Source organism: Burkholderia sp. CpTa8-5 (assembly GCF_017815045.1).
Taxonomy (GTDB): domain Bacteria; phylum Pseudomonadota; class Gammaproteobacteria; order Burkholderiales; family Burkholderiaceae; genus Burkholderia; species Burkholderia sola.
In genome coordinates this window covers 1-18,628 of sequence record NZ_JAGIQD010000040.1, presented here as the reverse complement: position 1 = coordinate 18,628, position 18,628 = coordinate 1, and the positions used below count along the sequence as shown (strand labels likewise).

At 65.7% G+C, this 18,628-nt stretch carries 17 protein-coding genes; 7 read left to right on the top strand and 10 right to left on the bottom strand.

Annotation, left to right across the window (positions count from 1 at the left end; all coding sequences use genetic code 11):
- Positions 1-19: 19 nt before the first annotated feature.
- From J8I35_RS32225 to J8I35_RS32215, 3 genes are all read right to left on the bottom strand, one after another.
- Positions 20-2,281: an AMP-binding protein gene (locus tag J8I35_RS32225; protein ID WP_209929031.1), complete on the bottom strand. Its 2,262-nt coding sequence runs from the start codon at positions 2,279-2,281 to the stop codon at positions 20-22.
- Between the two features lie 68 nt (positions 2,282-2,349).
- Positions 2,350-3,858: an AMP-binding protein gene (locus J8I35_RS32220; protein ID WP_209929030.1), complete on the bottom strand. Its 1,509-nt coding sequence runs from the start codon at positions 3,856-3,858 to the stop codon at positions 2,350-2,352.
- A gap of 13 nt (positions 3,859-3,871) precedes the next feature.
- A complete protein-coding gene (locus tag J8I35_RS32215; RefSeq protein ID WP_050016614.1) occupies positions 3,872-4,618 on the bottom strand; it encodes an iron-containing redox enzyme family protein in 747 nt (248 codons plus the stop codon).
- A 173-nt stretch (positions 4,619-4,791) separates the two neighbouring features.
- On the opposite strand from J8I35_RS32215, the gene J8I35_RS32210 reads away from it, so the two are divergent.
- The 6 genes from J8I35_RS32210 (at position 4,792) to J8I35_RS32185 (ending at position 11,027) form a co-directional block, all read left to right on the top strand.
- Positions 4,792-5,058 (top strand): phosphopantetheine-binding protein, encoded by a 267-nt coding sequence (locus J8I35_RS32210; protein WP_050016620.1) that lies wholly within the window; start codon positions 4,792-4,794, stop codon positions 5,056-5,058.
- A gap of 10 nt (positions 5,059-5,068) precedes the next feature.
- On the top strand, positions 5,069-6,919 hold the full coding sequence (locus tag J8I35_RS32205) for an alpha/beta hydrolase (RefSeq protein ID WP_209929028.1): 1,851 nt from the start codon (positions 5,069-5,071) through the stop codon (positions 6,917-6,919).
- 159 nt (positions 6,920-7,078) lie between these two features.
- On the top strand, positions 7,079-8,104 hold the full coding sequence (locus J8I35_RS32200; RefSeq protein WP_239469026.1) for a cysteine synthase family protein: 1,026 nt from the start codon (positions 7,079-7,081) through the stop codon (positions 8,102-8,104).
- A 13-nt stretch (positions 8,105-8,117) separates the two neighbouring features.
- Entirely contained in the window at positions 8,118-8,783 is a 666-nt protein-coding gene (locus J8I35_RS32195; protein ID WP_050016626.1) for a GNAT family N-acetyltransferase, read from the top strand.
- Entirely contained in the window at positions 8,780-9,742 is a 963-nt protein-coding gene (locus J8I35_RS32190) for an amidohydrolase family protein (RefSeq protein WP_209929027.1), read from the top strand. The genes J8I35_RS32195 and J8I35_RS32190 overlap by 4 nt, the downstream gene beginning before the upstream one ends.
- Positions 9,743-9,755: 13 nt before the next feature.
- On the top strand, positions 9,756-11,027 hold the full coding sequence (locus J8I35_RS32185) for a cytochrome c peroxidase (RefSeq protein ID WP_245170520.1): 1,272 nt from the start codon (positions 9,756-9,758) through the stop codon (positions 11,025-11,027).
- A gap of 19 nt (positions 11,028-11,046) precedes the next feature.
- Here the strand turns inward: J8I35_RS32185 and J8I35_RS32180 are convergent, their stop codons facing one another.
- The 7 genes from J8I35_RS32180 to J8I35_RS32150 form a co-directional block, all read right to left on the bottom strand.
- The gene (locus tag J8I35_RS32180) at positions 11,047-11,439 is read right to left on the bottom strand and encodes a RidA family protein (protein ID WP_089490172.1); all 393 of its coding nucleotides are present in this window, start codon (positions 11,437-11,439) and stop codon (positions 11,047-11,049) included.
- Positions 11,440-11,475: 36 nt separating this feature from the next.
- Entirely contained in the window at positions 11,476-12,747 is a 1,272-nt protein-coding gene (locus J8I35_RS32175; RefSeq protein ID WP_245170519.1) for a hypothetical protein, read from the bottom strand.
- Entirely contained in the window at positions 12,744-13,511 is a 768-nt protein-coding gene (locus J8I35_RS32170; RefSeq protein ID WP_245170521.1) for an outer membrane lipoprotein-sorting protein, read from the bottom strand. Before J8I35_RS32170 ends, J8I35_RS32175 begins: the two co-directional genes overlap by 4 nt.
- Positions 13,512-13,639: 128 nt before the next feature.
- Entirely contained in the window at positions 13,640-14,782 is a 1,143-nt protein-coding gene (locus J8I35_RS32165) for a DJ-1/PfpI family protein (protein ID WP_124595562.1), read from the bottom strand.
- Positions 14,783-14,841: 59 nt separating this feature from the next.
- The gene (locus tag J8I35_RS32160) at positions 14,842-15,276 is read right to left on the bottom strand and encodes a FixH family protein (protein ID WP_245170518.1); all 435 of its coding nucleotides are present in this window, start codon (positions 15,274-15,276) and stop codon (positions 14,842-14,844) included.
- A 61-nt stretch (positions 15,277-15,337) separates the two neighbouring features.
- Positions 15,338-16,729, bottom strand: coding sequence for an FtsX-like permease family protein (locus tag J8I35_RS32155; protein ID WP_209929016.1), 1,392 nt, complete (start codon positions 16,727-16,729; stop codon positions 15,338-15,340).
- Positions 16,726-17,436 (bottom strand): ABC transporter ATP-binding protein, encoded by a 711-nt coding sequence (locus J8I35_RS32150; RefSeq protein ID WP_050016640.1) that lies wholly within the window; start codon positions 17,434-17,436, stop codon positions 16,726-16,728. Before J8I35_RS32150 ends, J8I35_RS32155 begins: the two co-directional genes overlap by 4 nt.
- Before the next feature lie 303 nt (positions 17,437-17,739).
- Here J8I35_RS32150 and J8I35_RS32145 point away from each other — a divergent pair, with 303 nt between their 5' ends.
- Positions 17,740-18,492 carry a thioesterase gene (locus tag J8I35_RS32145; protein ID WP_209929014.1) on the top strand — a complete coding sequence of 251 codons (753 nt, stop codon included), beginning with the start codon at positions 17,740-17,742 and terminating at the stop codon, positions 18,490-18,492.
- The last annotated feature ends 136 nt before the right edge of the window (positions 18,493-18,628 follow it).

Here is an 18,628-nt window from a genome sequence, read left to right as displayed (position 1 = left end):
GAGACTGCCGGGGATCGGCTCAGCGCTGCAGCGCTTTCAGCAGCAGCGCTTCGGCCTGCGCGTCGGAGAGCGCCGCAAGCTGCTCCCGGGTAGGCTGCGCGTCGGCGCCGTCGACGATCGGCGCGGAACGCGCGTGCGCGGCGGCCGGTGCGGGCGCGTCGCTCGATCGCAACGCATCGGCCGCGCCCTGCAACCGCGCCAGATGCGCGGCAAGCTGCTCGACGTTCGAACAGTCCCACAGCACGGCGGCGTCGAACGTCAGCCCGATCGTGTGCTGCACCTTCAACGAAAACTGGAGCGCGCTCATCGAGTCGAAACCCATCTCGACCCACGCGGCCGTGCGCGACACTTGCGCCTCGGCGATCTTGAGCCGCTCGGCGACGATCCGTACGATCCGGTCCGCGATTTCGCGCTCGATCAGCGTCGATTCGGAATGGGGCGCAACCTCGGCGACAGCCGGCGCCACCGCACCGTCACGCGCCGCGCCCGCATCCATCGCATAGGCGCCGTCGGTCCAGCTGGCGACGGCTCGCAGTTCGCCTTGCAGATACGCACGACGACACAGCGCACGCGCGATCTTGCCGCTGGAAGTCTTTTCGATGGTTGCCGGCTCGACCAGCACGATCGCGTGCGGCGTGACCCCGAAGTCCTCGCCGATCGCGACCACCATCGCGCGCAGCGTGGCGTCGAGGTCCAGCGTGCGGCGCGCGGTGCGCCCGACTTCCTGGATGATCACGAGCTTCTCTTCGCCGTCCGCCTGCACCGATACGGCGGCGCCGCACCCGCGGCGCAACGCCGGCACCGCGTCCTGCACGCACGCCTCGATATCCTGCGGATACAGGTTGCGCCCGCGAACGATCAGCATGTCCTTCACGCGGCCGGTCACGTACAGGCGGCCGTCGACGATCGCGCCCAGATCGCCGGTGCGCAGGAACGGACGGGCGCCAGGCGCGTCATCGACATGCGCGCCGAACGTCGACCGTGTCGCTTCGGGGTTGCCGTAGTAGCCCACGCCGATCGCGCCGCCGCGCACCCAAATTTCGCCGACGCCGTTCGGGTCGGCCACCGGGCAACCATCGGGCCCTGCGATCCGGATCTCGGTGCCGGGCGCCGTGCCGCCGCACGACACGAGGCTCTTCGCGTTCGCGGCGCCGGGCTGAACCGGTTCGACGATGCCTGCGGCAAGCTTCACGTTGTCGACGTCCAGATAATGGGCGCCTTCACCGTAAGGGACACCCGATACGATCAGGGTCGCCTCGGCCATCCCGTAGCACGGATAGAACGACCCAGGAGCGAAGCCGTGCGGGCTTGCGGCGTCGATAAAGTCGGTGACGGTCTGACGATGAATCGGCTCCGCGCCGCAGAACGCCACCCGCCAGCTGGACAGATCGAGCCGGCCGCCGTCGTCGCTTCCGTCGAGGGCGGCCGCGGCAAGCGCATACGCGAAATTCGGCCCGCCGGACGTCGTCGCACGGTGTGCGGCAATCGCGCGCAACCATCGCCCCGGCTGCTGGACGAACGCAACGGGCGACATCAGCACCACCGAAAGCCCGATCGACGCCAGTTGCAACGGCATCGACAGTCCCATGTCGTGATACAGCGGCAGCCACGACAGCATGCGCGTGTCGCGATCGTGCTGCATCAGCAGCGCGATCGACCGTTGGTTGTCGATGATGTTGCCGTGCGTGATCATCACGCCCTTCGGCGTGCCCGTCGATCCGGACGTGTATTGAAGAAACGCAAGATCGTCCGGCGCCGGCATGCGCGGCAACGCCGACGTGTCCTTCGCACCCGCGTCGACGAGCGCTTCGTACGTGACGAGCTGGCAGCCGGTGAACAGCTGCTGCGTCGCGCGCAGGGTCTCGATGGTCTCGACCGAGGTCGCCGGCGCGACGATCAGCGTGGCGCCGCAATTGTCGGCAATCGCGTGCAGCTTCGCCCATTGCGCGACCTTGCGTACCTGCTGCGGATGATAGGCCGGCACGGCGACGCGCCCCGATGCCAGACATCCATAGAACGTGCAGACGAACTCGGCGCTCGTCGGCAACAGCAGCAGCACGCGAGCGCCCGGCTCGGTCAGTTGCGCGAGTCCGCGCGCCACGCGCATCATGCCGGCATGCAGATCGCCGAACGTGCTTTCGCTTTCGATCGCCTCGCCGTCGCGCAGGATGGTCAGCGCGACGCGGTCGGGGTCTCGCTCGGTGTGATGGGCGAGCGTCTCGATGATGGAGGTCGGTTCGACTTCCATCTGAAACACGTTCGGATTCGGATGCGTCGTCATGGTGTATCCAGAATGAGGTCCGTGCGCGCCGCCGCGCAAAGGCGGCGGCTTGCGCACGGGGGGTGATCTCATGCGTGTCGCAGGAACGCGTCCGCGATCGCGCGGCGATTGAGCTTGAGGTTGCGCGTGCGCAATCCGCCTTCGACGTCGAACGCGCGGTCGGTGAAAATCACCTTCACCAGTTGCCGTTGTGCGGGCAGCGTGCCGTTGACCGCGCGGACGAGTTCGCGCAGCGCGTCGGTGACGTCGGGATCGTCCGGCCGGCGCGTCGCGATGACGACGCTGAGCCCCGCTTGCGGGCCCGCCATCACGACGGCCACGTCGACGCGCGGATCGCGATACAACAGCGCCTCGATCGGCTCGGGATGGAATTTCTCGCCGTTGCTCGTGATGATCGCGTCCTTCTTGCGCCCGACGACGCGCAGAAAGCCGTCGCGATCGAATTCGGCAATGTCGCCCGTCGCGACCGCATTCGGTGCGATGAATGTCGCGCGACTGTCCTCTTCCGGCGCATCGAAGTAGCCGAGCGACAGCAGGGCGTTCCGTGTGACGACGACTTCGCCGTCCCCCAGCAACGAGACGCTGCCCGGCTCCGCCGGCTGGCCGACCGTACCGACGCGTACCTGCCCGGGCTTGTTCCACGCAACCATGCCGGCCTCGGTGATCCCGAACGCCTCGTACAGCGCGATCCCGCAATCCCAGAAGAAATCGAGCGCCGCGCGCTTGATCGGCGCCATCCCGGTGACCATGTAGCGGATGTTGCCGCCGGTCAGCGCGCTCAGTCGCTCGGCGAGCGTCGACGGATCGCTGCCGGGCCCGGCAGCCGCGCGCGCCAGCGTATGCAGCGTCTCGTACAGCACCGGCGGTGCGATCACGAACGTCGGCTGGTGCCGCTTGAGCCCCGGAAAGAGTCCGTGGAACGGCACCGACACGAGATCGACCCCGTGATACAGGCAGAAGTAGTACGTCATCCGTTGCTGATAGTTCGCGAACGGCAAGAACGTCAGGAACCGCTCGCCCGGTGCGACGCCGAATGCGTCGCCATACAGACCGAGCAAGTGCGCGGTGCCGCGGCGGCTCATCACGAGCCCTTTGGTCCTGCCCGTCGTGCCCGAACTGAACACCAACGAATGGGTATCGGGCATATGCTCGACCCGCACCGGCTCGATGCGCGCGTGCGAATCGCCGCGGCTGGCGGGATCGATATCCACGACGCGCCCGGCAATCGTCTCGCCGGCATCGATCCATCGTGCGTCTACTGCCAGCACACTCAGCTGGTAGCGCTCGATCAACGCGTCGCACGTGTCGAGCAGGCCATCGTTCGGAAACGCGACCGAAACGCAGCCGAGCTCGATGCACGCCAGATCCCACACCATCCACGGATAGCCGTTCGGGGCCGCGATGCCGACGCGCGCCCCGGGTACGAGGCCGATTGTCTTGCCGCGCTCGACCGTGGCGAGCACGTCTTCGAACAGTTCGTGGAAGGTCCGGACGGTTTCGGCGCCCTTGTCGTCGACAAAGGTCAGCGTATGACTGCTGTCGCGCAAGCGCGCGACGAGATCGTCGAAGGTCATCATCGGCGTTGTCCCGTCACGCGTGCGCGACGCCCTCGGCGGACGCGTAGTACTTTTGCGCGGCGCTTTCATACATGTTCCAGAACAGCTTGCACGTGTGGCGCACCGCGAACAGCGCTTCCTGTTGCATCTCCACGGTCGTGCACAGGTCGGTCACGAGCGAGATGCCCTCGGCGACGTGCGCGACGTCCTCTTTCTGGTGAACCGAGAAGAATCGCGTGTCTTCCTCGGTGAGCCCGTAGCACTTCGCCAGAATCGAGTGGCGCGCGTCGCCCGCACGGGTTTCCAGGCTCTGCCCTTCGCTCGCGATCATCACCGCGGCGGCGCCGATATGGTAGGTACCCTCGCCCTTGCAGTTCTCGAGGCGATAGTCGATCAACTCGCGCGTGGCCGCGGACGGCGTCCACGCATCGCGCTCCTCGTCGCTGATGTTTTGCGCGCGAATGAAGTCTTCCATGAGCTCGACATGGTTCTTCGTTTTCGAGAAGCGCCCGGTTTCCTCTTCGAACAGGTTGTACAGCAGCCGGCGCTTGTGGTCGGGGAACGGGCAGCGGAAGTACAGGTTCTCGATGTACTCGAGAAAGTACCGGGTGATCTGGTATCCCTCGAGCGAGATGATCTTCAGCAAGCGCCAGTTTTTCTGCGGCGTGAACAACTCCGCGAAGATCGGGTGATCGAGCGTGAGCTGCTCGTCCAGCGTTTCGCGCAGCGCGCGCGAAAACGTCGCTTTGTCCATCAGCACGGCTTCTTTGGTGAGGGTCATGATCGTTCCCTGTCGGTGAGGTAACCGGCAATGTAATGGCCGCTTTCAAGACTGAAACCTGTCCGTTCGGGCGAGTGTTTCCCTTGCTGCGCCAACCCTGTACGTCAGTGCAGGTAGGCAGTGCGGTGGCTTGACGCTATAAAGCGGAACCCCTACGGCACTTGGAGAATCCGATGGACGACCACGCGAACGTGTTCGCTACGCTTACCGAACTGATTCCGCAGATTGCTGCGCTCGATATTGCGCCGGACATGCTGACGCGGGAAACGTCGCTGACGTCGGATCTGATGCTCGATTCGATCTCGCTGCTGTCGCTGATGGCGCTGACCGAGGATCGGCTCGGCATCAGCTTCGCATCGCACACGGAACAGGTCGCGAACCTCGAAACCATCGGCGATGCGGTTGATCTGGTGGAAATGCTGTTGTCCGTGAAAGCGTAACGAGATGACGATGAACGATCATCCGCACGACGCATGCAGGATGCCGTCGGCCGGCGGCGACGACCGTATCTGCCTGCTGGATGCCGGCGACCTCGCCGCGCTGCGCGCAGCGGCCGATGCCGGCGATGCGACTACGGCACTCGGTGCGTACCCGCGCATCGCTCGGCTTCGCGACGCATTGAACGCGCCCGGTTCCGGGCAGCTCGCCGTCGTCGTCGACGATCCCGAGATTCGCCGCACGCGCGAATTCGCGTCCTTGCCCCGCCTCCTGTCGGCCGCGCTCGACGTTGCGTCCGCATCCGTTGCGAACGCATGCATCGTCGTGCTCGGCGACGCGCTCGCGGACGGCACGGCCGCCATCGGCGAAGCCGGTACGCTATCGCTGGCGTCACTCGACACGCTCGCCGACGCGGTCGCCGAAACCGTGTTCGAGGTACGCCGCCGCGTCGACACGTACTTCGAGCAAGAGCCGCTGGCGTTGCCTGCCGAAACAGCCGGCGCGGCTTGCCTGCTGACGGCTGAAGCGGTGCTGGCCTGGCTTGCGACGCAAGCGTCGCCCGGCCTTCACGTCGTGCATGGCGATCGGCGTATTGCTTGGCGCGAACTCGCCGAAAGCGTCGCGCAAAGGGTGCCCATTCCGACGCGAAGCGATGCCGACGAGGCCGGCTCCGACGCCGTTCTCGCGCTGCTCGAAACGAATCTGAAGCACGCCGAGCACATGCTGGGATACGCGGATGACGCGCACGTTCCCCCGACCGACATCCGTTCTCACCGACTACGCTGTGACGGCTTCGACTGGCAAGCCCGGATCGCTTCACGCGTCGCCGCTCACGCGGCCCGGCACGAACGGCGCGACGCTCCCCGGTTTGTCGACCTGCCGTCTGCGCGCCGGATCACGACCGGCAGCGGGCATGGGTATCTGAATGCCGGGCGCGGCTCGCGGGCCATGCTGCTCATCAACGCATTCGGCATCCCGCACGACGTGTGGCACGACTTCGCGGCCGGATTGGCGCCGGATTTTTCGCTCTATCTGGCGGACGACGCGAGCGATGCGTCAGCCGATGCAGGACTGACACGCGCGTACTATTCGAGCCCCGATGCGCCGGACCGCTACGCGCGCAGCGTGGCTGAATTGCTCGACGTCGAGGGGATCGACGCGATTCACGTCGCGAGCTGGTGCGGAGGCGCCCGATATGCGCTGGCGCTGGCGCGCGCACTGCCCGGCCGCATCGCGTCGATGAGCCTGATCGCGCCGTCGTTTGCCGGCGCGCAGGACTACGACGGCGCCGACAGCGCGTACGAAAACAATCTCAATACGATGTGCTCGCTCGTCGCGCGCATGCCGAAGGCCGCGGACAGCATGGCCAAATCGATGATCGGGCTCCTGGAGAAGCGGGCACGCAGCGACGCACGCGAAGGCGGCCACGCATCGATGTTCGCGCTACCCGATTCGGCGACCCGTCACTGGCTGCACGCGCCGTTCGTGTCGGCGGCGAACATGATCGAATACAGCCAGCAACTGCTGAATTTCCGCGCCCATCGGATCGAAGCCGAACGCGACGGATCGATCGCCGGCATCCCCGCGCTGCTCGTGACCGGCGAATACGACGAAATGACCTGCGCGATTCGTGCGCGAGCCATTACGTCGGCCCAGCTTCGCCCGATCCAGATCGAGCTCCAGGCCGGCAGTCATCACATGGTTCAGCAGAATGCGGCGCTGCTCGCGCAACTCGTCAGCGCGTTCGTCGGCGATCGGGCGCTGACACCCGACGCACTGCCGCATCCGAGACTGCGCGTCCTCCCTGCGGCCGACCGCGGCGAGAGGGAGAGGGAGACAGAGATGGAATCGGGCGAACTGTGACGCACGCGCCTTCCGATGCCCGTTCGGACAGTTACAGGCCCCGGGCATCGATCACTAAAGTCGCACTGTGAAGCAAGCCGGATCACACGCGGCCGATCGCGTCGTACAACTCGCAAACGACGCACAAGCCAACGCCAACCCGCTGGTCGGAGATGTCGAATGTACGCAAACAGCCTAGTCGAACTGATCGGCGATACGCCGCTGCTGTATCTGAAAAGCCTGTCGAATGAACACAGGCGAATCCGCGTGTATGGAAAGCTCGAGTGCTACAACCCCGGCAACAGCGTGAAGGACCGGAGCGCGCTGCAGTTGCTCCGCCAGGCCGAGCGCGACCATGGCCTCAAGCCGGGCTGGTCGATCGTCGAATCGACGTCGGGCAACATGGGGCACGCACTTGCGATGCTGTGCGCCACGCGCGGCTATCGCTTCATTTGCGTGCTCGATCCGAAGACGCCGAAGACGAATGCGAATCTCGTGCGCGCATTCGGCGGAGAGGTCGAGATGGTCGAACACCCCGACGAGACGGGCAGCTATCAGCGCAAGCGCATTGCGGTCGCGAAGGCGATTGCCGCGAGCGTGCCGAATTGCGTGAACCTCGATCAGTACAACAATCCGGCCGCGATCGACGCCCACTATTACTCCACCGGGCCCGAAATCGTCTCCCAGCTCGCCGATCGGCTCGACGCCGTGATCGTGTCCGCGAGCACCGGCAGCCATCTGAGCGGCATCGCACGCTATGTGAAGGAGCGCGACCCGGCCACCCGCGTGATCGGTGTCGAGCCCGACGGCTCGGTCGTGTTCGGCGGCACCTACCGGCCGCATCTGCAGAACGGCGCGGGGCTCAGTTTTCAGCCCGGCAACATCCTGATTCATCTCGTCGACGAAACGATGCGCATCGTCGATCGCGATGCGTTCGTCGGCTGTCGTCGCCTCGCGCTCGACGAAGGGTTGCTGCTCGGCGGTTCGTCCGGCGCCATCGCGCAGGCCGCGCGTCGCTACGTCGCCACCTTGCAAGGTCCGGCCAACATCGTGCTCGTCTTCCCCGATAGCGGCACCAAGTATCTCGACACGATCTACGACGATCAGTGGCTGGTCGATCATGGCCTCCAGGCCGTGCTCGACGACCTGTGCACCGACGCGCCCCCGCCACGCGCCGAAAGCGCCGTGGCCCTCGAAACCACGTGATCCAGGGACACCCATGAACGACTCCATCCGTACCTTGCTTGCCGACGGCGCGCAGTATCCGATCGCGTTGCCGAAGGCCAACGTCACGCACGTCACCTATCGCTGGACGAACGCCGTCGACGATACGTTGGGCGCGCAGATCGTCGAACTGATGCGGCGCACGAGCGAAAGCGCGCCGATCATCGGCTTCGCCGAAACGATCACGGACGCGGAAGCGAGCCGCTATCTCGACGAACTGCGCTCGAATCTCGCCGCGGAAAAGGTGCGCCTGCTGACGATCTTCGCGAACACCGGGCAGCTGATCGGCCTGTGCACGTTGCGCCGCAACCTGAACCCCAACAATCGCCATATCACCGATCTCGCGAAAGGCATGATCCACGACGCCTGTCGCGGCGGTGGCGTGCTGCCTGCCGCGTTCGTCGAGATCGCGCTGCAATGCGATCGGGACAATGTCGAACTGCTGACGCTCGACGTGCGAGACGGCACGCCCGCTCACCGCGTATGGGAACACTACGGTTTTCAGACGTGGGGCACGTTGCCGGACTACGCCCGCGCGAACGGGAAGATGCATGCCGGCCACTTCATGATGCAGCGCGTGGCCGACCTCAAGGAACGCGCGCTCGGCATGCTCACCGGTCGCGACGCCGACCGCACCGCCCCCGTCAAAGCAACGGCATGAGCCACGCCATCTACGACGGGCCGATCATCGACTCGCACTGCCACATCGCGTCGACGCGCTTCATCCCCACTGCGTTCCTCGAGGGATTCTGCGCCAACGTTCATGTCCGGCTCGTCGCCAATGGCGTACGGAAATCGCGATCGGAACTGCTCGATACCTATCTCGCGCAAAGCCAGGACCATTTCGGCGATGCACTGGTGGCCGACATGACGTCGGCCGGGATCGAGCAGGCCGTGGTGTTGCTGCCCGATTTCACGTACGTGATGAAAAGCGACCTCACGATCGCCGAGATGTATGCCGAGCATCATGCGATTCTGCAGCGTCACGGCGAGCGCTTTCACGTTTTCGGCGGCATGGATCCGCGTTGGGGCGCGGACGGTGTCGCGTTGTTCGAGAAAGGCGTGGTCGAGTACGGCTTCTCCGGATTGAAACTCTATCCGCCGTGCGGCTACAGCCCGAGCGACAAGCGCCTGTACCCGCTGTACGAAATCTGTCGAGCCCACCGGTTGCCGGTGCTTCTGCACGTGGGGCCGACCAGCCCGGCGCTCGAGTTTGCGTACTCGCACCCGGATCTGCTCGATCGCGCGGCGTTCGATTTTCCCGACGTGAACTTCATCCTCGCGCACGGCGCCGTCCATCACGTCGACGCTTGCGCGCGACAGTGCGCGTATCGACCCAACGTGTATCTCGACGTCAGCGCATTTCTCGGCTCGCAGCATCCGCAGGGGTGGTCGGTCGCGCTCGCGGAGCTGTTCCGCATGAACATCAATCACAAGATTCTGTTCGGCACCGACTGGCCGGTCTTTCGCAACTCGGGCGGCCACCGCAAGGTCATGGAGCAGTTCCTCGCCGCCGATGGCCCGCTCGCGGCGGTCGCGCCGGTGCAACGCAAGTGGTTGATGTCGGGCAATACGCGTGCGCTGCTGCCGACATCGCGCACGATCGATGCGGTCGCGTGATTCCGGCCGTCGCATGCGACGGCCGTCCCGCACGCACTATGGGCTCGCCGCTGCGTCGATGATCGGCGCGCTGCTCGTCTGGACCGCATGGCCGGGGCATCGCGCCGACGCGATGGCGGAAACCGCCGACGCGCCGGACCACTGGCGCGCCGACGAACGGGCGCAGCTCGAATCGATGCGCCTGCCCGCGAACGTCGTCGTCAAAGTCGACCCGTCGAATCGCGTGGCCACGTCCGCACCGGCGGCGCAGCTTGGCAAGCGTTTGTTCTCCGATCCGCGGTTCAGCCGAAACGGCGCGATCGCCTGTGCAAGCTGCCACACCCCCGATCGCCAGTTCGAAGACGGCCGACCGCTGGCAATCGGCCTGGGCATCGGCGTGCGTCGCACGATGCCCGTCGTCGGCATGACCGATGCGCCGTGGCTGTTCTGGGATGGCCGCAAGGATAGTATGTGGTCGCAGGCGATCGGGCCGATCGAGGATCACAACGAACACGGCGGCACCCGGCTGCGCGCCGCCCATGTGCTTGCCGAGCACTACCGCGACGCTTACGAGCCGCTGTTCGGACCGCTGCCCGACCTGAGCGCGCTGCCCCGTGACGGCGGCCCGCTCGGCACGGACGCGGAGAAAGCGGTGTGGCAGCGACTCGACGAACGCACCCGCACCGACGTGTCGCGCGTGTTCGCGAATCTCGGCAAGGCGATCGCGGCGTACGAAGCGACGCTTCAATACGGGCCTTCACGCTTCGATACCTATGTCGACGGCGTCCGGACCGGCGATCCGGCCAAGCTGGCCGCGCTGACACCGACCGAGAAAGCAGGCCTGCGCCTGTTCGTGAACAAAGGCCAATGCATGACCTGCCACACCGGGCCCATGCTGAGCGACCGGCAGTTCCACAACATCGGCGTCCCGCCGCGTAGCGGGACGGCCGCCGATCCGGGTCGCGCGGCGGCGATCGCCAAGGTGTTGCACGACGAATTCAACTGCATGGGGCCGTTCAGCGACGCGAAGCCCGAGCAGTGCGACGAGTTGCAATTCATCTCGACCGACGATCCCCAAATGCTCGGCGCGTTCAAGACGCCGAGCTTGCGCAACGTCGCGCTGCGGCCGCCGTACATGCACGCGGGTCAATTCGCGTCGCTGGACGCGGTGATGCGCCACTACGCGGACGCGCCCGCGGCCGCGATCGGGCATAGCGAACTGAAAAGGATCGCGTTGTCGGACGACGAGCAACGGCAGCTCGTCGCGCTGCTCGGCGCGTTTTCCGGCCCCATCGTCGAGCGCTGATCGTCCGCGCCGTCGTGCGTCAGCGCGACGCGTCGCGAACGGCGACGCCCATCACCTTGACCTGGCCGCCAAACGGCAACGCAGCGGCCTGATAGACGGTTCGCGCCGGCCGGCGATCCGCGGGAAACAGGTCGGCATAAACCCCGTTCACGTCCGCGAGCGCACCGATGTCGGAGAACGCGATGTCGACGAACACGAGATCCCGCGGGCTGAATCCCGCCGCCTCGATCGCACGGAACAGGTTCGCGAACGCGCGCCGCGCTTCTTCGGCCGGCGTACCGGGCACATAGCGGCCGTCGGCATCCAGCGAAAGCTGGCCGCTGAGATAGCAGGTGTCGTTCGCGACCACCGCATGGCTGATCGGCGACGGCCACTGCGGCAGTTCATGGCCCGAGGTCACATAGTGTTTCATGCAGTGCTTCTCCTTGAAGCAGGTGGCGCTGCCGCGTCACAAATAGTGCTTGACGAGCAACTGGAAGAGATTCGACTGAGGCAGCGCGCCATATTCGGTCGACGACGCGCCCGCATTGATCTGCCATTGCAGCGCGACATCGGTTCTGGCGAAGCGATAACGCGCCTCGAGCCATGTGAGCCGGCTTCGATCGGCGAGGTTCAACCTGACGAAACCGGAGAGATCCAGACGCTGGATCCACGCGTCCTGCCACCTGATCATCGCGAAGAGCCCGTCGCGGGTCGTCGGGTCCTGCTGGGCGGCCGCCAGCGTTCGATACGCGGCGTAGCCGGCCGGCGGGCCATTGCGCAGTGCCTGCCAACCCGCACGGTCGAGCGCGGCGCCGTCCCGGTCGTATTCCAGCGTGACGGAAAGATTGCGCGACGTCGTGCAAGTCGCACCGGTTGCGAGTTTCCAGCGGAACGCGACATCGCTGTACGGCTGCCCAAGCGCACGCGCCAGCGTCGACGGCCCTCGCCCGCCCGACCACTCGACGTAGCCGACACACGCATTGTTGACGAGATGAACCAGGTTGACACCGAATTGCGGCGAACTGCCGGGCTTTCCGTCATCGTAGATCACGATCTGCGGCGACAGATCCGAGATGACGCGCTGGCTGAACTGAAGCATCCAGCGCGTGCGCTGATTCGTTGCGCCGAAGTCCGGCGAGAACGATGCGTCGGTGGCGCGATCCGCTATCCGCGGCGCGACGAGCGCACTGACGGAACCGTCTGCCCACAATTGCTGGCCGCGCAGCATCACCGTACCGAGCCGGTTCTCGCGCAGGCTCGCGGGATCCACCGAGGTCACGGAACGAACCGCGTTGTCGCGGAAAAAGTCGGTGGGGTTGTAGCCGGTCGCAACGCCGAGCCGCACATTGACGCGACCGGCCTGCAGCAGCGTGCTGCCGCTGCCTACGCGGCCGTCCACATACAGTTCTTTCAGCGTGTTGATCGCGCCCGAGTCGCCATCGAAGCGCCACGGACCGTTCAGGTCGAGTCGGTCTGCAAGACTGATGCCCCAGCCGTTCGAGAATGCGTGACGCGCCGTCAGGTCGAGCGACAGCCGCGTGGCCGTCCGCGTGCCGCCCGGGCGCAAGGTGGCGAAGCGCAGGCCCGGTTCAAGACTGAACTGGTACTTGCCGTCGTCGACCTTCTGCACCGGCGTCGCGTCGGCCAGCGCCAGCCCGGCCTCTTCCGCGTCGTTGGCATGGCATACGCCCGCCATGCCGGCCAACGCGATACAGGCGATGCCGATGCGCGTCATCATTCAGGCTGGAAACGCGCCATGAAATCGGACTGGAACCAGGCATCCGGAATCTCCTTCGCCACGTAGTCCGCATATCGCATCACGGTCACGAGACTCGGATTGAGCCCGTCGATGATCACGATCTCGGTGGGCCGCAACGCACCGAGCTGCTGCTGAAAGCGCCGATAGAACGCGGTCTTGAGAAGCTTGCCGCTTTCGCTGAAGAACCGTGCCTTCACGGGGCGCGAGTCCGTCGTATCGATCCACATTTCAATCGAGTGATACGTCATGTCGGATACGCTCTGGACCAGCTTCAGCCGGTACGCACGGCGCATCTGGCGCTCGCCGTCCTGCACGTCCTCCTCCGCCTCGACCCGGGCACGATATCCCTGTGCGAAATTGACGGTGACCACGTCGCCGTTCGACGCCTGCCCGAGCAGCCGTTGCTGCGGCGAAATGCGGATCGTCGCCTTGCTTGCCGGATCGAAAAACCACAGATCGTTGCCGCTCTTGAGCATCAGCTTGTTCGCATCGCGCGCCGGCGCGGCGAATCGAATCAGGCTGCGAAACTGACCGCTCGTCGGGTTGATCCGCGAATAGGCGGTCAGTGCGTTCGAATCCGTTTGCTTGCCGTCGGTGTACTGGGTCAGCGTGACGTTCAGCGTGAACGGTTCGCTCGGGTTGCGAACGGCATCGCTCGCGGCGAGGATGCGTTGCGGATCGGGCGCGGCGTGTGCGGTACAGCAGGCGAGTGCGAGAATCGCGGCGGCGGACAGGCGCGCCATCGAATGCGTCTGCATCGGAATCTCCGGAGCAATTACGGAATGACAGGGACGAGTTCGGCTCCCACCCGAAAAACGGGTGGAAAACCGACAGGCTTGGGGAGGAACGGGGTAACGCTGCGGTGTGCCGCTCAGTAGCCCGGATACTGCATCTGCAGTGCGACCCATGCGGCCGTGCGCTTGCCGAATTCGGACGAGATCGCATTCAGCGATGCATCGAGCGCATGCAACGGATAGCGCGTGATCGGCGCGGACAACATCCGCGTCGGCGCGTCGACGCCGGCCACGCGGTCGGGAACGATCGTCAACCCGCGCCGGGTGCGCACGGGTTCGCGGTTCGCGGCCACCGTGTAGGCGGTCGAGCGGAACGTCGTGGAATACGCGTCGGCCTCGAGCACGAGCGCGATTTCGTCGACGCCCGGCGCGATCGGAATACCGAAATCCTCATGCGACCAGAACGACACGTAGTTGGTTGCGATCGTCGCCATCGCCGGCAAGCCGAGGTTGAAGCGGTCGCTCGCGATCTCGGACGACCATGCAGGGCGTCCGAGCCGCTCGGCGACCTGCAGCGCACGTTCGCGCCCCGCGAGCGCCTCGACGAGCGCAAGCGATACCGGAATCGTCGCGGTGACGCCGGTCGTCGTGACGACCTTGCCATCGGCAACGTAACGCTTGCCTTCGACCCAGCGCGTATCGGCAAACTTCTTGCGGAGATCGTTCATCGAATACCAGTGCCCGGTTGCACGGCGACCTTCCAGCAGCCCCGCACGGGCGACCACCCAGACGCCGTCGCACACGCCGATGATCGTCGCGCCCTTCTTCGCCTGCTCGGCCACCCACGCCAGCAGCGCCGGATCGCTGTCGCGATGCACGGCCGGCACGATCACATAGTCGGCCCCTTCGGGCACGCGCTGATCGAACTGGGCAGTGGTTTCGTCCGGAATGACGTTCATCGGTGCCGGGAACATCCGGATGGGGCCCGGTTTCGTCGCAAGCGCGACGAGATCCGCCGCGCCCGATTCGGCCACGATCCCATAGGGAACGACGTAATCGGTCAGCTCGGTATAGTAGTTTTCGCCGACGACGGCGACGATCGGGCGCGTGCGCCCGAAGCGCGGCTGATACGCGGGCAGCCGGTCCGCGCGTGCCGCCGCGGGCGCGGCGGCGGCCGGCGCCGACGCTTCGCTCGCCGGCCCCGCATGGGCCATGTTCGCGATACCCGATGCAAACGGCGCGAGCAGCACCATCATCCAGTACAACATGACTTTTCGCATTGAAGCCTCTCCGTGTATGGAACTCATCCAGTAATCGGGCATGGCGCCCGTGTCGACCGTCATGACGCCGCCGCCGGCGGCAACACGATGTTGAACGTCACGTCGTCGTCGCGCTGCGCGTCCCGGACCTTCAGCGTGATCGTCCACCAGCCGGGCATGCTGAACTTCATCCCTTGCAGTCGATACGTCCCGTTCGCGTCGCCGTCGATCACGCGAGGGCGCGTCGGCAGACCGTGCCCGTGCTGAGGCATCCCGCCACCGACATCGATGCGCGCACCGCGCACGGGCTCGCCCGATGCACGCTTCACGATCACGGTCCATGCATGGATCCGGTTCAGCGGCGGCGGTGTCGTCGGCGGTTCGAGCGTCACGACGTACGCGCCCGACGCCGTCGCTTGCGTCAGCGACAAATTCAGACCCGCGGGCGCCGGCTGCTCGGCCGGTGCGCCACATGCGCCGAGCATCGCGATGCCACTCCCGGCGAAGGCTAACATGACAATCCGCCGACGAATCGATTTCATCGACATTTCATCGATGGCCGATCCGATCGTTCGATCACGCATAGCGGAGCGCATCGACGATCTCCATTCGCGACGCGCGGCGCGCGGGCAGCAACGCGGAAAGCATCGCCACCACGAGCAGGCCGATCGCGGTACCGACGATCAGGTCGTTCTCGCCCCACACACGAATGATCAGCGGCACCGGCGAGCGGCCCGGCGGCGTCCACGTCAGACCGCTGACGTTGATGACGCCGGCGAGCAACGCCGCGCTGGCGACGCCCAGCACCGCGCCGATCACGCCGAGCAGCAACCCTTCGCACAGGAACAGGCGACGCACGCCCGCACGGCGCAATCCCATCGCGCGCAGCGTGCCGATTTCGACCGTGCGTTCGAACACCGCGGTGCTCATCGTGTTGCCGACGGTGAACAGCACGATCGCGGCGATCAGGAGCGCGACGAAACCGAACAGCGTCGCGAACATCGCAAGCGCTTGACCATAGAACGGGTTCAGCACCGTGTAGTCGACGACTTCCGTGTCCGTACCCGCGAATTTCGTTTTCAGCAGCGCCTCGATCCGCGCCTTCGCGGCCGGCAAATCCGACGTGTGGCGCAACTGGACGACGATCGCCGTCGCCATCGGCCGCCCGGTGCCGTAGACGAGTCGTTGCGCTTGCGCGAGATGCAGGCCGACGTACATGTCGTCGTATTCCTTGATGCCCTGTCGCTCCGCCTTCACGACCTGCAGTTCCGCCACGTTCGGCGCACCGCGCGCGGTCGCCGCAAGCAGTTCGATCCGCCGGCCGTCCGCCGCGGCAACCGGCGCCGCACGCGTCCCCTCGGCAAGGGCCGCGATGTCGCCCGGAAGCGGCGAAGCCGGCGTGGTATCCGCGGGCTTCCCGGGCGGGTGGCAGTCGGGTACCTTGAGCGGCCCGCACAGTTCGAGCACGCGCGCGAGGCCCGTCCCGATCACGGCTGCGTCGCCGGTCGTGCCGGTCAGCGCCATCGGCGGGATCGTCACGGGGAACTGATAGTCGTTCCACGCTCGCATCCGGTTCTGGTCGTCGACGCGCACGCCGAGCGCGAGCGCGGTACGCGACAACCCCGCGTCGAAGTTGCCCGCGATACCCTGCAACTGCAGCGTGGGCGTCGCGACGAGCACCATCGTCGCCAGTTCCGGATCGGCCTTCACCGCATCGATGATCGCCTCGTAGTTGTCGATCCCGTACGCGGAAGGATTGCCGCTACCGAACTCGTAGAACCCCTTGCGTTCGATCTGCAGGTGGCCGCCGTACTTCACGTAATCGGTTTGCAGACCGTACGTGATGTTGCGCGTATAGCCGCCGAACAGCAGCACCGCGTGCGCGCCGACGATCATCGCGAGCAGGGTCGTGATCGAGCGGCGACGGTTGCGCAGCAGATTGCGGAGCGCGAGCGAAAAAGTCTTCATGCGAACGCCTCCTGGTCGTCGGTGCGTGTCACGTCGGACACGATCCCGTCGGCAATGTGAACGACGTCGTCGCCTGCCGCGATGACCTGCGGATCGTGCGACGAAATCACGAACGACACGCGCCGCTCCCGTTGCAACCGCCGCATCAGCGCGATGATTTGCTGACCGGTCTTGCTGTCCAGATTGGCGGTCGGCTCGTCCGCCAGCACGAGGTTCGGCGACGCAACGAGTGCGCGTGCGATCGCGACGCGTTGCCGCTGACCGCCGGACATCTGTCCCGGACGGTGATGCGCCTTGTCCGCGAGGCCGACCGCATCGAGCATGTCCCGCACCTTCAGTGCACGTTCGGACTCCGTCAATCGCGTGCCCGCGAGAAGCAGCGGATATTCGACGTTTTCGTGCGCCGTGAGCACCGGCAGCAGATTGAAGTTCTGGAAGACGAAACCGAGCCGTCGCGCACGAAAATCGGACAGTGCGTCGTCCGACAAACGACCGACGTCTTCTCCCGCCACGACGATGCGGCCGCGGTCGGGCCGGTCCACGCATCCGACGAGATTCAGCAACGTCGACTTCCCGCTACCGGAAGCACCGGCGATGACGGTCAGTTTTCCGTCGCGAATGTCGAGCGTGACGTCGCGCAGCGCGGTCACGTTGACGGAACCCATCAGATACGACTTTTCAACGGCTTCGAGTATTACGGCGTTCATGGTCTCGATGTACGAAGTTGGCAGGCCGCGACAGCACGGTGCAGGACGATCGCGCAGCGCAGAATACCAACTTGCGTCTAGGGAAAAACCTGTTCGTTGGGGCAGCATCCGGGCGCGAACCCGATGCCGGGATCGCATGTCGCGCCCCGCATTCGCGAACAATCACGGCCGGGAGGGATCGTCAACCTGTACCGTCGGACGGCACCCGTCGCCGGCCCTTGCGATTACGCTGCACCGTCATCGGCGCGCCGCCCCGGATCGGATCGCGGCTGCGACGCGTCACGACTTCCGCTCTCAATCGGCATGCCAGTCAAGATCACGCCCTGGTTCATCCTGCATCGCCCCCAACCCGCGGCCACGCACCGGCTGTTCTGCTTCCCGTACGCCGGTGCCGGCTCGCTGCTCTATCGGCGCTGGGCGCTCGAACTGCCCGACTGGATCGAAGTCGTGGCGGTCGAACTACCGGGACGCCAGACGCGCTTCTCGGAAGCGCCGCCCACGTCGCTGGATGCGATGACGGATGCATTGGCCACCGCCGCGCACGGGCTCCTCGACAAACCGTTCGGCACCTTCGGATACAGTTTCGGCAGTGTCGTCGGTATCGAATGGCTGAGGGAACTCGACCGACGACGGCTTCGCGGGCCCATTCACGCATTCTGCGCGGCGCACCGTGCGCCGCATGTCGTCCCTCGTCCGTTAGCGATTCATCGGTTGCCGGAACCGGACCTCATCGACTGGCTGAAGACGATGGGCGGCACACCGGATGCGTTGCTGTCGGAGCCGGACTGGCTTCGGCATTTCCTGCGTGCGCTGCGAGCCGATCTGGCGCTCGCCGAAGGCTATTGCACCGATACGCCTTTCGCGTTGCGCTGCGGGCTGACCGTATTTGGCGGCCTGCACGATCCGCATGTCGACATCGACGCGCTGCGCGAATGGCGCCGCTACAGCGGCGGGCCGTTCTCGCTTCATCGGTTCGACGGCGATCATTTCTTCATCCATGCCCGGGAGCGCGAGCTCCAGGAGCACGTTGTCGCGACGCTGGCCGCGCACGCATAGTCTCGATACAGGGGACCGGTCGCGCCCGCCTTGTTTGCGAGGTCATTGCGTCACAGCATCACGCGCTCGATCCCGCCATGGTTCGCCCGTGCGACATAATCGGCCATCCAGTTCTCGCCGAGCACCTGGCGCGCGA